Source organism: Pseudomonas sp. o96-267, from assembly GCF_003935465.1.
GTDB classification, from domain to species: domain Bacteria; phylum Pseudomonadota; class Gammaproteobacteria; order Pseudomonadales; family Pseudomonadaceae; genus Aquipseudomonas; species Aquipseudomonas sediminis.
Map to the genome: position 1 here is coordinate 126,067 of NZ_RHQP01000002.1, position 13,057 is coordinate 139,123.

Genomic DNA, 13,057 nt, shown 5'->3' on the forward strand with positions numbered 1-13,057 from the left:
GTTACTCCTGCGCCGGATTGGCTGGCGTGGCTGCCTTCGCCTCCTCGACCTTGACCGGGCTATCCGGTCGCACCTTGGCCAAGCCGTCGACGATCACCCGTTCACCATCGCTGACGCCAGCCAGAATCACCCAGCGGCCGCTGGCCGTATCACCGGTGGTGACCTGGCGCATGCGCGCGAGGCCTTGCTCGTCCACTACGTAGACGAAGGTCCCGCGCGGGCCCTGAGCGACGGCGCGCTCCGGTACGGTGATGGCGTTGGGACGGGTCAGCCCCTTGACCTGCACGCGCACGAACTGCCCGGGCAACAGTTTCTGATCGGGGTTCGGCACCACGCCACGGGCGCTGACGGTGCCGGTACCACGGTCGATCAGGCTGTCGGTGAAGTCCACTTCACCCGCTATCGGATAGGCCGAGCCATCACCAAAATGCACTTCCACACTGAGTTTGCCGCTGGCCGGTAGAGCCAGGCTGCCTTCGGACACTTCGCGGCGCAGACGCTCGGCCTCGGCGTCCGGGTAGGCGAAGTTGACGAAGATCGGGTCGAGCTGGGTGATCTGCGTCAGCAGGCTGGCACTGGGGTCGCCAGCGACGATCAGGCTGCCTTCGGAAACGCTTTCCTTGCTGGTGATGCCGGTGATTGGCGCCTTGACCGTGGTGTAGTCGAGGTCGATCTGGCGCGACTGCACCTCGGCCTGGGCCGCCTCGATATTGGCCTTGCTCTGTTCGAAGTTGGAGATGGCATTGTCCAGTTCGCTCTCGCTGGCGAAGCCCTTCTTCTGCAATTCACGGATGCGTTTGAGGTCACGGTCGGTCTGGCGAAAACGCGCCTGCTCCTGCGCCAGCGCGCCCTTGGCACGGGCCAGAGCCGCCTCGTAGGGGCGCGAATCGATGCGAAACAGCACCTGATCCTTCTGTACCCGACTACCCTCCTGGTAGGTGCGTTCCTGCAGAATGCCGCCGACCTGGGCTCGAACCTGCACTTCGCGGTAACCAGCGGTTCGCGCCGGATACTCCAGCACGATAGGCAGTTCGCCGGCCTTGATCTGCTCGACCGTCACCGCCGTCGGTGGCGCCTCGGCGGCCTCGACGCTCGCGGCCACCAAGACCAGGCTGAAGGGCAGGCAGACACCGACCAGACGAACGAAGGGCATGAGACATTCCTCTCCTTGGCTAGACACGGGGCAGAAGCAGGACAACCAAGCCCGCCACCAGCAGGCGGGGCAAAATCGGTAAACTCGGCACAATCTGAGCCTAGTTCCAATTAACCGGATCGCCATGCGTAGAACCAAAGAAGATGCGGAGAAAACCCGCTGCGCCATCCTCGCTGCTGCGGAACAGTTGTTCCTCGAGCGCGGGGTCGCCCATACCAGCCTGGAGCATATCGCCCGGCATGCTGGGGTCACGCGCGGTGCGGTCTATTGGCATTTCCAGAACAAGGCCCACCTGTTCCACGAAATGCTCAACCAGGTACGCCTGCCACTGGAGCCGCTGGCCGAACAGTTGGCCGCAGTCGACGGCCTGGCATCGCTGCAGTTGCTGCGCGACCTGTGCATAGAAGCCATGGCCAATCTGGTGCTGGATGAGCAACGCCGGCGCATCCTCACCGTGCTGCTGCGCCGTTGCGAGTTCACCGAGGATTTACGCGAAGCCGAAGAGCGTCACGAAACCTTCGTCAATCAGTTCATCGACCTGTGCGAACAACAGTTCGCCCTGCCAGAGGTGCAACCGCACCTGCACCCCGGCATCACCCCGCGCCTGGCCTCGCGTACGCTGCACGCGCTGATCGTCGGTCTGTTCAGCGATTGGCTGCGCGATCCCAATCTGTTCGACGCCCAGACCGACACTCCAGCGATGATCGACAGCTGCTTTCGCGGCCTGCTGCGGCAGTGGCCATAGCCGATCCGAGTTCTAGGCGGGCGCAACCTCGTAACCTTCTTCACGGATGGCGGCCTGGATCTGCGCAGCGTCCAGATTGCCCTGCACTCGTACCAGCCCCGCGGCCAGATCGACTTCGACGCTGGCCGTCTGGTCCAGCGCCTGGATCGCCTGGGTGACGGCGCGCACGCAATGACCGCAGGACATTCCGCGAACCTTGAACTGTTGCATGACTGGCTCCTTGAATCAGTGGTCGATGGGAGTAGTCTCGACCTTGCCACAATGGCAAGGTCAAGTCCTTGCGTCATGTCATTTGCCGCGTTCCCGTACGAGGGTCATCACCATGCGTCTGCTCTGCTCCGCCCTTGCCCTGCTGCTGGCGCCTCTGGCCCAGGCCGAACCGCTGGCCCCGCTGCCGTCGACCAGCCAGGGCGAAGGTTATGCGGTGCTGATCGTCTCGCGCGAACGCCTGGAAGTGGCCACTACCTGCGAGGTTGCGCTGTACCTGCATGACCAGATGGCCGCACGCTTGCACCAGGGCCAGTCGGTGTCCTTCAACCTGCCGCCGGGCAAGGTCTCGCTGCGCCTCGGCCTGACTGGCACAGGTCCCTGTCAGGACGGTATCAACCAGCTCGCCGGTCAGGCACTGGAACTACAGGCCGGCGAGGTGCGCCGCTACCGCATCGCCATGGGCAGCGATGGCCTGCGACTGCATGCCGCGCCAACTCTGAACTGAAGACTTGACCTTGCCATGGGGTCAAGGTTGATCCTGTAGCCATCAAGCTACAGGGAGCCGAACCATGACCACTTTCGACCTGCCGATCCGAGGCATGACCTGCGCCAGTTGCGCCGGCCGTGTCGAGCGCGCGTTACGCAAATTGCCGGAGGTGAGCAGCGCCAGCGTCAACCTGGCCAATGAGCAGGCGCGTATCGAAGCACCTGCCGGCAGCCTGCCGCAACTGATCACCGCCATCGAGGGCGCCGGTTACAGCGTGCCCAGCCAGCCACTGGAGTTGGACATCGAGGGCATGACCTGCGCCAGTTGCGTCGGTCGTATCGAGCGCGCCCTGAACAAGCTGCCGGGTATCAGCCAGGTCGCCGTCAATCTTGCCGATGAGAAGGCACGCCTGCAGGTGCTCGCTGGTTTCGACCCGCAACAGGCGCTGAAGGCGGTAGCTGCCGCCGGTTACAAAGCCAGCCTGCTCGATGATCACCCCACCACGGATGATGCCCAGCACCGACTACGCCGTGAACGTCTGACCTTGCTGGCAGCCATCGTCCTGACCCTGCCGCTGGTGCTGCCGATGCTCGTCGAGCCGTTCGGCCTGCACTGGATGCTGCCAGCCTGGGTGCAGTTCCTGCTGGCCACGCCGGTGCAGTTCATCTTCGGCGCGCGCTTCTATCGCGCGGCCTGGCAGGCGCTGAAGGCTCGCGCCGGCAACATGGACCAACTCGTGGCGATCGGCACCAGCGCCGGCTACGGCCTGAGCCTGTATCAGTGGGCCGTGACGCCGGCCGGGCAAATGCCGCACCTTTACTTCGAAGCCTCGGCGGTGATCATCAGCCTGATCCTGCTCGGCAAGTACCTTGAGAGCCGTGCCAAGCGCCAGACCGCCAGCGCCATTCGCGCGTTGCAGGCACTGCGCCCGGAGCACGCGGTGCGCCTTGTGGATGGCCACGAGGAACGCGTCGGTATCGACGAGCTGGCGCTGGGCGACCATATCCTGGTCAAGCCGGGCGAGCGCTTCCCGGTCGACGGCCAGGTCCTGGAGGGCCACAGCCATGCGGACGAGGCGCTGATCAGCGGTGAAAGCCTGCCGGTGGCCAAGCAACCCGGTGACAAGGTCACGGCTGGCGCCATCAACAGCGAGGGACGTTTGCTGGTGGAAACCACCGCCCTGGGTGCGGAGACCGTGCTGTCGCGCATCATCCGCCTGGTCGAAGATGCCCAGGCGGCGAAGGCACCGATCCAGAAGCTGGTGGACAAGGTCAGCCAGGTCTTCGTCCCAGCCGTGCTGCTGATCGCCCTGGCCACGCTGCTCGGCTGGCTGGCATTCGGCGCACCACTGGAAAGCGCCCTGCTCAATGCCGTCGCCGTGCTGGTGATCGCCTGTCCCTGCGCGCTGGGTCTGGCCACGCCGACCGCGATCATGGCCGGCACCGGCGTCGCCGCGCGCCACGGCATCCTGATCAAGGACGCCGAAGCGCTGGAAGTGGCGCATGCCGTGCAGCACATCGCCTTCGACAAGACAGGCACCCTCACCGAAGGCAAGCCGCGCATCGTCCATATCGGCCTGGCCGACGCCAGCGAAGCGGAACTGCTGAGACTAGCCGGCGGCCTGCAACAGGGTAGCGAACATCCACTGGCCAAGGCCGTGCTGCAGCGCTGCGCCGAACAGCACATTCCCCTGCCAACGCTGAGTGACAGCCATGCCCTGGCCGGGCGCGGCATCGCGGGTAGCGTCGAAGGACACGCCCTGCAACTGGGCAGCAGCCGCCTGCTGGAGGAAAACCAATTGCAGGCGGGTGCGCTGGCCGAATCCGCCCGCACCTGGGAGGCCGAGGGCCGCACGCTGTCCTGGCTGATCGAAACCGGCAACATCCCTCGCCTGCTCGGCCTGCTGGCCTTCGGTGATCAACTCAAGGATGGTGCCAGCGACGCCATCGCCGAACTGCGCGAACAGGGCATCACCAGCCACCTGATCAGTGGCGACAACCCGGGCAGCGTGGCGGCAGTCGCCCGCGTGCTGGGCATCGACGAACCTCATGCGCAGGTGCTGCCAGCGGACAAGGCGAGGCTGATCGGCGAACTGCGCCAGCACGGCACCGTGGCGATGGTCGGCGACGGCATCAATGACGCCCCAGCACTGGCCGCAGCCGACGTTGGCATAGCCATGGGTGGCGGCACCGATGCGGCCATGCATGCCGCCGGCATCACCCTGATGCGCGGCGACCCGCGTCTGGTGCCGGCCGCGCTGGAAATCAGCCGGCGCACCTACGCCAAGATCCGCCAGAACCTGTTCTGGGCCTTCATCTACAACCTGATCGGCATCCCGCTGGCCGCCGCAGGCCTGCTCAACCCGATGTTCGCTGGCGCCGCCATGGCGCTGTCCAGCGTCAGCGTGGTGAGCAACGCGTTGCTGCTCAATCGCTGGAGCCCGCGAGCATGAACATCGGCCAAGCCGCCAAGCACACCGGCCTCAGCGCCAAGATGATTCGCTATTACGAGTCCATCGACCTGCTGCCCCATGCCGGGCGCTCGGAGAGTGGCTATCGGCAGTACAGTAGCAGCGATCTGCACCGCCTGACCTTTATCAAGCGGGCGCGGGATCTGGGGTTTTCCCTGGAGGAGGTGGGCAAGCTGCTGGCGCTGTGGCAAGACAAGCAGCGCGCCAGTGCCGATGTAAAGGCGCTGGCCGAGGAACATATCGCCACGCTGTCGCGCAAGATTGCCGAGATGAGTGCCTTGCGCGATACGCTGGTGGATCTGGCGAACAGTTGCCAGGGCGATAGCCGGCCGGACTGCCCGATCCTCAAGGGTATCGAACAGGGCGTGAGCTGTAGCGCAGCGGGATGCGCGCATCGGAGCGAAGGCGCTACGTAGCCCGGATGCAATCCGGGGCATTTGAGCGCCATCTCCAGGAGTGGTTAGGCCTATAAAGCCAGGTGCGCACGGCGCACCCTACGCAGTTGCGCCGTTCAGCGCATCCAGGGCGGTATCGGTTCGGCGTCCTTGGGTTCGTCTTCGGCGTTGAGCAGGGCCTGCTTCTTCGCTTCCTCGGCCAGGGCGGCCTTGATCTCGCGCATTACCGCGTCGATGTCGGCGGCGTCCTCGGGCTCGGCGAATTCGCCGGTCAGCTGCGTATCGGGCAGCAGTTTGCCGGCCTCGTAGAGCGCCCACATTTCCTTGGCGTACTTGGTGTACTTGAGCTCGGGAGCGAACTGGCCAAAGTACTCGGCCATGTTGCGCACATCGCGCTCGAGCATGCTGAAGGCGTGGTTGTTGGCGGCGGCGTCCACGGCCTGTGGCAGGTCGATGATCACCGGGCCTTCGGGGCCGAGCAGCACGTTGAATTCCGACAAGTCGCCGTGCACCAGGCCGGCGCAGAGCATCTTGACGATTTCCTGAATCATGAAGGCGTGGAATTCACGCGCGTCATCCGGGTGCAGGTCGACGTCATTGAGCCGTGGTGCGACATCGCCCTCGCCATCGTCCACCAGTTCCATCAGCAGTACGCCGTCGAGAAAGTCGTAGGGTTTGGGGACTCGCACGCCGGCATTGGCCAAACGGAACAACGCGGCGACTTCGGCGTTCTGCCACGCGCTTTCCTGCTCCTTGCGACCATATTTGCTGCCCTTGGCCATGGCCCGTGCCTGACGGCTGCCACGCACCTTGCGGCCTTCCTGATACTCGGAAGCCTGGCGAAAACTACGTTTGTTGGCTTCCTTGTAGACCTTGGCGCAGCGCAGCTCGTCGCCGCAGCGCACCACATAAACCGCTGCTTCCTTGCCGCTCATGAGCGGTCGCAGCACCTCGTCCACCAGGCCGTCTTCGACCAGGGGTTCAATACGTTTGGGCGTCTTCATCGGTGTGGATCACGGGTCCTTTTTGGCCAGAGGCGGACTTTCAGGGGCCATCCTCTCACAGCGCGGGGCAGATGCCGACTCCCTCTGTTCAGGCACTGACCAGATGACGCCTGAGCGCCTCGATGGCATAGCGCACTTTGGCCGGCTGAGCGTCGCGCAGAGGGGTGACGATATGCAGGCCGATGGGTTCCAGTTGCCAATCCGGCAGCAGCGACAACAGCTCGCCGCGAGCCAGCAGTTCACGGATTTCCGGCTCAGGCTGCAACGACACGCCCATACCCGACAGGGTGAACTGGCGCGCGGCCAGGATGTTGTTGCAGCTGATGCGCGTCTCCAGCCGCAGGCGCTGCTGTGCTCCACCAGGGCCATGCAAGGTCAGGTGCTGGCTACGCTCCAGATGCAGGCCGATCCAGTCGAGCTTGAGCAACTGCGACGGTTCGACGGGTAAGCCAACGCGGGCCAGGTAGGCTGGAGCTGCGCACAGGATCATGCGCCAGTCGGTTACGTAACGAGCTACCAGACTGGAGTCCTCCTGGCGGCCGACACGGATGGCCAGGTCGATACGTGATTCGATCAGGTCGATCTGCTCATCGTGAAAGAACAGGCTCAGGCTCAACCCCGGATGGGCACCGAGCAACGGCGCCAGCGCTTCGCTCAGCAACGGTCCGGAAAACCCGACCGGGGCGGCGACACGCAACTCGCCCACCGGCGCATCACGCTGCTCGGCCAGGCGCTGCTCGGCTCGCTCGGCCAGTTCGACTATCTGTCGGCAGCTTTCATAGAACTGCGCGCCGGCCTCGGTCAGGGTCAGTTTGCGTGTGGTGCGGTGCAGCAACGTGACGCCAGTGGCCTCCTCCAGTCGGCGCATCTGCTGACTGACCGCAGAAGCCGTCATGCCCATGGCTTCGGCAGTTGCCACCATCGAGCCCTTCTGCACCACGGTAGCGAACAACGCCATGCGTTTGAGCTGCTCCATTATGAAGCCCTGCTTAATTATCCAAGTGCATCAGACCACTTTTTCCACACTTTATCCAGCGGTGATCATGTATCGACCATCACCTACCAAGGATTACTTCATGAAGATCTCTCTGATCGGCGCCACTGGTTATGTGGGCGCACCGCTGCTGCAAGAAGCATTGAACCGCGGCCATCAGGTCACCGCATTAGTACGCCACCCGCAAAAGCTGAGCGCGCATCCGCAGCTGAACGCCATTGAGGCGGACGTTCACGACAGCACAGCGCTGGCCGAGCAGTTGCGTGGACATGACGCGGTGATCAGCGCCTTCAACCCGGGCTGGGGCGTGGCAGAGATTCGTGAACAGTTCATCGCCGGCAGCCGCTCGATCATCGCGGCGAGCAAGCAGGCTGGCATCAAACGCCTGCTGGTTGTCGGCGGTGCGGGCAGCCTTTATGTCGCCCCTGGCGTGCAATTGATCGACACCCCGGACTTCCCTGCCGAGTACAAGGAAGGCGCCGAGGGCGCACGCCAGGCGCTGAACATGCTGCACGAGGAGGCTCAGCTGGAGTGGACCTTTCTCTCGCCCGCCGCCCTGCTAGTTCCGGGGCCACGCACAGGCAAATTTCGTCTGGGCCACGACGAACTGCTGATGAATGGCGATGAGCCGGGCAGCATTTCGGTTGCCGACCTGGCCGTGGCGCTGATCGATGAAACCGAGCGACCGCAGCATATCCGCCAGCGTTTTACCTTGGCGTACTGAACCGAGCGCTGACGCGGGCGGCCGCTCCGAACGCCAATAAACCAGAGGAATGTCCATGACTCCATTCAGCAGCAGTGCCTTCGTCGCAACCGAGACTCCGGCGCGCTATATCAGCCGGCTGTGCAAGCACTTCGCACACAAGATCCCGGTCAGCTTCGATGAACAACAGGGGCGCATCGAGTTCGGCGCTGGCCTGGCGATCCTGAAAGCGGAAAACCAGGGCCTGCGCCTGCTGGTTGAAAGCACCAACAGCGAGGACCTGCATCGCCTGGAAGGCGTCGTCGGCAGTCACTTCGAGCGCTTTGCCTGGCAGGAAGAATTGACCCTGGACTGGCAGCCCGACTGATTGCTCAGAGCGCATCCAGCCGCGCACGCAAGCGGCGTAGCACCGCCAGGGACTCGGGATTGTCGCCATGCACGCAGAGGCTGTCGGCCCGCAGCCGCAGCGGCTTGCCATCGATATCGGAAAACGGCTCGCCGCTGGCAATGGCCAGCGCCTGGCCAAGGATACGCTCGGGCTCCTGATGCACCGCGCCGCTGAGCCGGCGTGGCGCCAGTTGCCCATCTGACAGGTAGGCGCGGTCGGCGAACGCCTCGAACATCAGCGGCACATCAGCCTCGTCAGCCAGACGCAGCTCCCGGTCATTGTCAGCCAGCGCCAACACCATCAGCGGCAGGCCCTTGCGGTAGCTGGCACAGGCATCCAGCACCGCCATCAGCAACGCATCGTCACGCACCAGATCGTTGTACAGCGCGCCATGCGGTTTGACGTAGGCCAGCTGGCAACCGCGCGCTCGGCAAAAAGCATCCAGCGCCCCGACCTGATACAGCACCAGTGCGCGGACCTCCTCCGGCGAGCACTGCAGATGACGCCGACCAAAGCCTTGCAGGTCCGGATAGGAAGGATGCGCACCAATACTCACGTCATGCGCCACGGCCAGCTCGACGCAACGCGCCATGATCAGCGGATCGCCTGCATGGAAGCCACACGCCAGGTTGGCCTGATCGATCAGCGGCATGGCCAGTTCATCGTCGCCCATACGCCATGCGCCGAAGCCCTCGCCCATGTCGCAGTTCAGGAGAATACGGTTCATTGCGGCAGCTTAGAACGCCCGGAAAGCATGCGTAAAGCCCGCTCAACACTCGAGAATTAATCGCATTTACAAAATTTACATCTGCTTGCAGCCCAGTCGCCACGGCCTCTCCAGCCCGGCGACATGGACACCAACATCATCTGCAATTGAACCTTATATGCAAATCACTATCATCCCGGCCGTCTGCAACCGTTACGACTGCACTATCTTACCGCCAGGAGTAGATCGATGTCCGCCCTCAATTCCCTTACCGCCTTGGCCAGCGCCATTGCCTTGGCCGCCAGCTTCGGCGCCCAGGCCAACGAGCCCATCGCCCTGGGCGACGTGGTCGTCAGCGCCTCCGGCTTCGAGCAGAAGATCACCGAAGCCCCCGCCAGCATCAGCGTGATCAGCCGCGAAGAACTGCAGCAGAAACGCTACAGCAACCTGGCCCAGGCACTGGAAGACGTGGAAGGCATCGATGTGCGTCAGGGCACCGGCAAGACCGGCGGCCTGAATATCAGCATTCGCGGCATGCCCAGCGACTACACCCTGATCCTGATCGACGGCCGACGCCAGAACACGGCAGGCAACGTCACTCCCAACGGTTTCAACGAAACGTCCACCAGCTTCATGCCGCCGATGTCCGCGATCGAGCGTATCGAAGTAATCCGCGGGCCGATGTCCACGCTCTATGGCTCCGACGCCATGGGGGGCGTAGTCAACATCATCACCCGCAAGGTGGCCAAGGAATGGGGGGCCAGCTTGAGCCTTGACCATACCTTCCAGGAAAACCGCGATTACGGTGAAACCAGCAATACCAGCCTCTACGCCAGCGGCCCACTGATCGAGGGCCTGTTGGGCCTCGCCGTACGTGGCAGCCTGTATGACCGCGGCGAATCGGACCTGCAGTTCGACAACGACAGCACCGTCAGCAAGCGTGGAGCTTCCCCCGTCGAGGGGCGCAACACCACCTTCGGCACCCGCCTGACGCTGACCCCGAACGATGCCCACGACTTCGCCCTCGATTTCGAGCGAGGCCGCCAGGTCTACAACAATGATGACTGCCAGCTGGGCAATCTCGACGGCAAGAATGGCGGCAGCGCCACCGATGGCTGCACCACCAACGCCCCGTTGCGCGCCAATGGCTACAAGGATGAACTGCGCTTCGAGCGTGATCAGATCGCCCTCAGCCATACCGGGCGTTTGAGCTTCGGTACGCTGGAAAGCAGCATCAACCACAACACCACGGAAACTTTCGGCCGTACTATTCCAGGCAACCCGATTGGCAACTCGTACACAGGTTTCCCTTCGATCGTCATCGGCGACGACCGCAAGCTGAAGTCGACCGATCTGGTCGTAGATACCAAGTTGGTCGCTCCCGTGGGCGAATCCCACATCGCAACGGTTGGTGCACAGTGGTGGGACGCCAAGGTCACCGACGGCATTGCCGATGAGGACTTCCAGCAGACGTCCTGGGCGCTGTTCGCCGAAGATGAGTGGCGCCTTCGTGACGACCTGGCACTGACCCTGGGCGCGCGCTACGAGGATCATGAAGCCTTTGGTGGCCATGTCAGCCCACGTGCCTATCTGGTGTGGAACACCACGGACACCTGGACCCTGAAAGGCGGCATAAGCCGTGGCTACAAGACCCCGACACTCAACCAACTGCACAGCGGCATCAATGGCGTGACCGGCCAGGGCTCGACCATCACCATTGGTAGCCCCGACCTGGATCCGGAAATCACCACCAACACCGAGATCGGCGCGTACTACGACAACCTCTCTGACTTCAACGCCAACGTCACCCTGTTCCATAACAAGTTCAAGGACAAGATCGACGACGGCACGCCGTTGGCCAACTGCTTCTACACTGCGAATCCGAACCAGCCAGGCTGCGTCAGCTATGGCGCGGGCTTCACTCAGGAGAACTTCGCCCAGAGCGTGAACATCGGCGAAGCCGTCACCAAGGGTATCGAGGTTGCAGGTCGATGGGCGTTCGCCCCGGCCTGGGCACTGGCAGTCAACTACACCTACACCGACAGCGAGCAGAAGAGTGGCATCAACAAGGGCGCGCCACTGACCAATACACCGGACCATATGGCTCACGCACGCCTGAGCTGGGCAGCCAATGATCGCCTGACACTGTGGTTCAAGGGTGAATACCGCGGCGAACGTGCTCGCTTTACCGACCGCTACGAAAATCTGACGGCTGCAAACAAAGCCCTGTACGACGCCGCCGGCGACCTGAAGGCCTATGAAGTCTTCCACCTCGGTGGCTCGTTCAAGGCATCGGAGAACGTGACCTTCAGCGCCACGATCTACAACCTGTTCGACAAGGACTTCACCAACGGCAGCTACTACACCACCAACACCGGCACCACCGGCTGGGCGTCCGACTATACGCAGATCGCGCAGTCCACCAGCGGCACCCTCGAGGAAGGCCGACGCCTGTGGTTGTCGACGGTCATCGAGTTCTGACCACAACCGCGTAAAGCAAAACGCCAGCCCTAGGGCTGGCGTTTTGCTTTTTTAGCGACTGTCGGCCTGTAGGTGGGACGCTGCATCACTGCACGCATAAGCGACGGATCATCGCATCGTCAGCCATGGAAACGCGGACATTGGCCGTGCGAGATAATGGCCCTCTAGCGAACCACAGCGCGCCAGATCACATCCGGGCCGATGCTGGCCAGATCAGCGCAACCGGTCAGGGCCATGGCCACCTCCAGCTCAGCGCGCAGCAGTTGCAGCACGTGCGCTACACCTATCGCACCGGCCGCGGCCAGGCCAAAGACGTAGGGCCTGCCCACGAGTACAGCGTTCGCGCCAAGGGCTAGCGCCTTGAGGATATCGCTGCCACGACGAATGCCTCCGTCGAGCAATAGCGGCACCCTGCCCTGCACAGCAGCGGCGATTTCGGGCAGTACATCGATGGTAGCCGGCAGACCGTCCAGCGTACGCCCGCCATGGTTGGAGACGATCAGCCCATCCACCCCCGCCGCCAACGCCTGTTCGGCATCGATGCCGCTCATGATGCCCTTGAGCAGAATCGGTAAACGCGTTTGCTCACGCAGCCAGGTAAGGTCGGCCCAAGTCGGTGCCGCCGCCAGCAACGGCCCGCCCAGGAGCAGGCTGCTGTTCTGCGAGTCGACTTGCGCCTGCAAGGAACGCATCCCATGCAAATTGACCGCTTCGACACCCGCCGGCAAAGCGAAGCCGGCGCGCTGCTCGCGATTACGCACGCCGTTGACCGGGGCATCCACCGTCAGCACCAGCGCCTGGTAGCCGGCGCTTTCAGCGCGGCGGATCAAGGACGCAGTGAACTCGCGATCAGGCTGGATATACAGCTGGAACCACAGCGGCGCCTGCGCCTGCGACGCGATGATTTCCAGCTCGACACTGGCCTGAGTGCTGACCACCATGCCCGTGCCAAGTGCAGCCGCCGCAAGTACGCTGGCCAACTCGCCATCGGGATGGGCGAGCTTCTGGTAAGCCACCGGCGCGAGAAATATCGGGTGGGCAAAATCCTGGCCGAACAGGCGCAGTCGCGTATTGCCGCCGCTAAGGTCTTGCAGCACCCGGCTACGCAGGCGCAGACGCTCGAACGCCGCCCGGTTATCCGCCAGGGTCAACTCATCCGCAGCGCCGCCAGCCAGGTAGGCCCAAGCCTGTTCGCTCATGCGTTCGCGGGCGTAGGGCTCGTAGTCGACGACAGCGGCGATGGTCTGGGGAATCTGCTGCAGCGTGGGCAATGGCATGCTGTTACTCGGCGGGTCGGTGCGTGGGATCAGGGTGATGGATC

At 63.5% G+C, this 13,057-nt stretch carries 13 protein-coding genes; 7 read left to right on the forward strand and 6 right to left on the reverse strand.

Annotation, left to right across the window (positions count from 1 at the left end):
- Position 1: 1 nt before the first annotated feature.
- Positions 2-1,153, reverse strand: coding sequence for an efflux RND transporter periplasmic adaptor subunit (locus tag EGJ86_RS02025; RefSeq protein WP_125833773.1), 1,152 nt, complete (start codon positions 1,151-1,153; stop codon positions 2-4).
- A gap of 124 nt (positions 1,154-1,277) precedes the next feature.
- Here EGJ86_RS02025 and EGJ86_RS02030 point away from each other — a divergent pair, with 124 nt between their 5' ends.
- A complete protein-coding gene (locus EGJ86_RS02030; RefSeq protein ID WP_125833774.1) occupies positions 1,278-1,898 on the forward strand; it encodes a TetR family transcriptional regulator in 621 nt (206 codons plus the stop codon).
- 12 nt (positions 1,899-1,910) lie between these two features.
- Here EGJ86_RS02030 and EGJ86_RS02035 read toward each other — a convergent pair whose 3' ends face one another.
- Entirely contained in the window at positions 1,911-2,108 is a 198-nt protein-coding gene (locus EGJ86_RS02035) for a heavy-metal-associated domain-containing protein (RefSeq protein ID WP_125833775.1), read from the reverse strand.
- A gap of 112 nt (positions 2,109-2,220) precedes the next feature.
- On the opposite strand from EGJ86_RS02035, the gene EGJ86_RS02040 reads away from it, so the two are divergent.
- The 3 genes from EGJ86_RS02040 (at position 2,221) to cueR (ending at position 5,481) form a co-directional block, all read left to right on the forward strand.
- Entirely contained in the window at positions 2,221-2,613 is a 393-nt protein-coding gene (locus EGJ86_RS02040; protein ID WP_106732667.1) for a hypothetical protein, read from the forward strand.
- 64 nt (positions 2,614-2,677) lie between these two features.
- Entirely contained in the window at positions 2,678-5,047 is a 2,370-nt protein-coding gene (locus EGJ86_RS02045) for a heavy metal translocating P-type ATPase (RefSeq protein WP_125833776.1), read from the forward strand.
- On the forward strand, positions 5,044-5,481 hold the full coding sequence (gene cueR, locus EGJ86_RS02050; protein WP_125833777.1) for a Cu(I)-responsive transcriptional regulator: 438 nt from the start codon (positions 5,044-5,046) through the stop codon (positions 5,479-5,481). The genes EGJ86_RS02045 and cueR overlap by 4 nt, the downstream gene beginning before the upstream one ends.
- Before the next feature lie 95 nt (positions 5,482-5,576).
- Here the strand turns inward: cueR and EGJ86_RS02055 are convergent, their stop codons facing one another.
- Both EGJ86_RS02055 and EGJ86_RS02060 read right to left on the reverse strand, forming a co-directional pair.
- Positions 5,577-6,464, reverse strand: coding sequence for a PA4780 family RIO1-like protein kinase (locus EGJ86_RS02055; RefSeq protein ID WP_099522535.1), 888 nt, complete (start codon positions 6,462-6,464; stop codon positions 5,577-5,579).
- Positions 6,465-6,552: 88 nt separating this feature from the next.
- Positions 6,553-7,440 carry a LysR family transcriptional regulator gene (locus tag EGJ86_RS02060; RefSeq protein WP_125833778.1) on the reverse strand — a complete coding sequence of 296 codons (888 nt, stop codon included), beginning with the start codon at positions 7,438-7,440 and terminating at the stop codon, positions 6,553-6,555.
- Between the two features lie 100 nt (positions 7,441-7,540).
- On the opposite strand from EGJ86_RS02060, the gene EGJ86_RS02065 reads away from it, so the two are divergent.
- A complete protein-coding gene (locus tag EGJ86_RS02065) occupies positions 7,541-8,182 on the forward strand; it encodes an NAD(P)-dependent oxidoreductase (protein ID WP_125833779.1) in 642 nt (213 codons plus the stop codon).
- Positions 8,183-8,237: 55 nt separating this feature from the next.
- Positions 8,238-8,528, forward strand: a complete 291-nt coding sequence (locus tag EGJ86_RS02070; protein ID WP_125833780.1) for a DUF2218 domain-containing protein — start codon at positions 8,238-8,240, stop codon at positions 8,526-8,528.
- Positions 8,529-8,532: 4 nt separating this feature from the next.
- On the opposite strand, the gene EGJ86_RS02075 is transcribed toward EGJ86_RS02070, so the two are convergent.
- The gene (locus EGJ86_RS02075; RefSeq protein WP_125833781.1) at positions 8,533-9,276 is read right to left on the reverse strand and encodes a 5-oxoprolinase subunit PxpA; all 744 of its coding nucleotides are present in this window, start codon (positions 9,274-9,276) and stop codon (positions 8,533-8,535) included.
- Between the two features lie 228 nt (positions 9,277-9,504).
- On the opposite strand from EGJ86_RS02075, the gene EGJ86_RS02080 reads away from it, so the two are divergent.
- Complete coding sequence (locus tag EGJ86_RS02080) at positions 9,505-11,736, forward strand: TonB-dependent receptor domain-containing protein (protein WP_125833782.1); 2,232 nt, start codon at positions 9,505-9,507, stop codon at positions 11,734-11,736.
- Positions 11,737-11,900: 164 nt separating this feature from the next.
- Here EGJ86_RS02080 and EGJ86_RS02085 read toward each other — a convergent pair whose 3' ends face one another.
- The gene (locus EGJ86_RS02085; RefSeq protein WP_125833880.1) at positions 11,901-13,013 is read right to left on the reverse strand and encodes an alpha-hydroxy acid oxidase; all 1,113 of its coding nucleotides are present in this window, start codon (positions 13,011-13,013) and stop codon (positions 11,901-11,903) included.
- Between the last annotated feature and the right edge of the window lie 44 nt (positions 13,014-13,057).

What these genes read in the sequence shown, in the direction of transcription:
- EGJ86_RS02025 (WP_125833773.1), bottom strand. Translation starts at nt 1,153, where the DNA reads ATGCCCTTCGTTCGTCTGGTCGGTGTCTGCCTGCCCTTCAGCCTGGTC.
- EGJ86_RS02030 (WP_125833774.1), top strand. Translation starts at nt 1,278, where the DNA reads ATGCGTAGAACCAAAGAAGATGCGGAGAAAACCCGCTGCGCCATCCTC.
- EGJ86_RS02035 (WP_125833775.1), bottom strand. Translation starts at nt 2,108, where the DNA reads ATGCAACAGTTCAAGGTTCGCGGAATGTCCTGCGGTCATTGCGTGCGC.
- EGJ86_RS02040 (WP_106732667.1), top strand. Translation starts at nt 2,221, where the DNA reads ATGCGTCTGCTCTGCTCCGCCCTTGCCCTGCTGCTGGCGCCTCTGGCC.
- EGJ86_RS02045 (WP_125833776.1), top strand. Translation starts at nt 2,678, where the DNA reads ATGACCACTTTCGACCTGCCGATCCGAGGCATGACCTGCGCCAGTTGC.
- cueR (WP_125833777.1), top strand. Translation starts at nt 5,044, where the DNA reads ATGAACATCGGCCAAGCCGCCAAGCACACCGGCCTCAGCGCCAAGATG.
- EGJ86_RS02055 (WP_099522535.1), bottom strand. Translation starts at nt 6,464, where the DNA reads ATGAAGACGCCCAAACGTATTGAACCCCTGGTCGAAGACGGCCTGGTG.
- EGJ86_RS02060 (WP_125833778.1), bottom strand. Translation starts at nt 7,440, where the DNA reads ATGGAGCAGCTCAAACGCATGGCGTTGTTCGCTACCGTGGTGCAGAAG.
- EGJ86_RS02065 (WP_125833779.1), top strand. Translation starts at nt 7,541, where the DNA reads ATGAAGATCTCTCTGATCGGCGCCACTGGTTATGTGGGCGCACCGCTG.
- EGJ86_RS02070 (WP_125833780.1), top strand. Translation starts at nt 8,238, where the DNA reads ATGACTCCATTCAGCAGCAGTGCCTTCGTCGCAACCGAGACTCCGGCG.
- EGJ86_RS02075 (WP_125833781.1), bottom strand. Translation starts at nt 9,276, where the DNA reads ATGAACCGTATTCTCCTGAACTGCGACATGGGCGAGGGCTTCGGCGCA.
- EGJ86_RS02080 (WP_125833782.1), top strand. Translation starts at nt 9,505, where the DNA reads ATGTCCGCCCTCAATTCCCTTACCGCCTTGGCCAGCGCCATTGCCTTG.
- EGJ86_RS02085 (WP_125833880.1), bottom strand. Translation starts at nt 13,013, where the DNA reads ATGCCATTGCCCACGCTGCAGCAGATTCCCCAGACCATCGCCGCTGTC.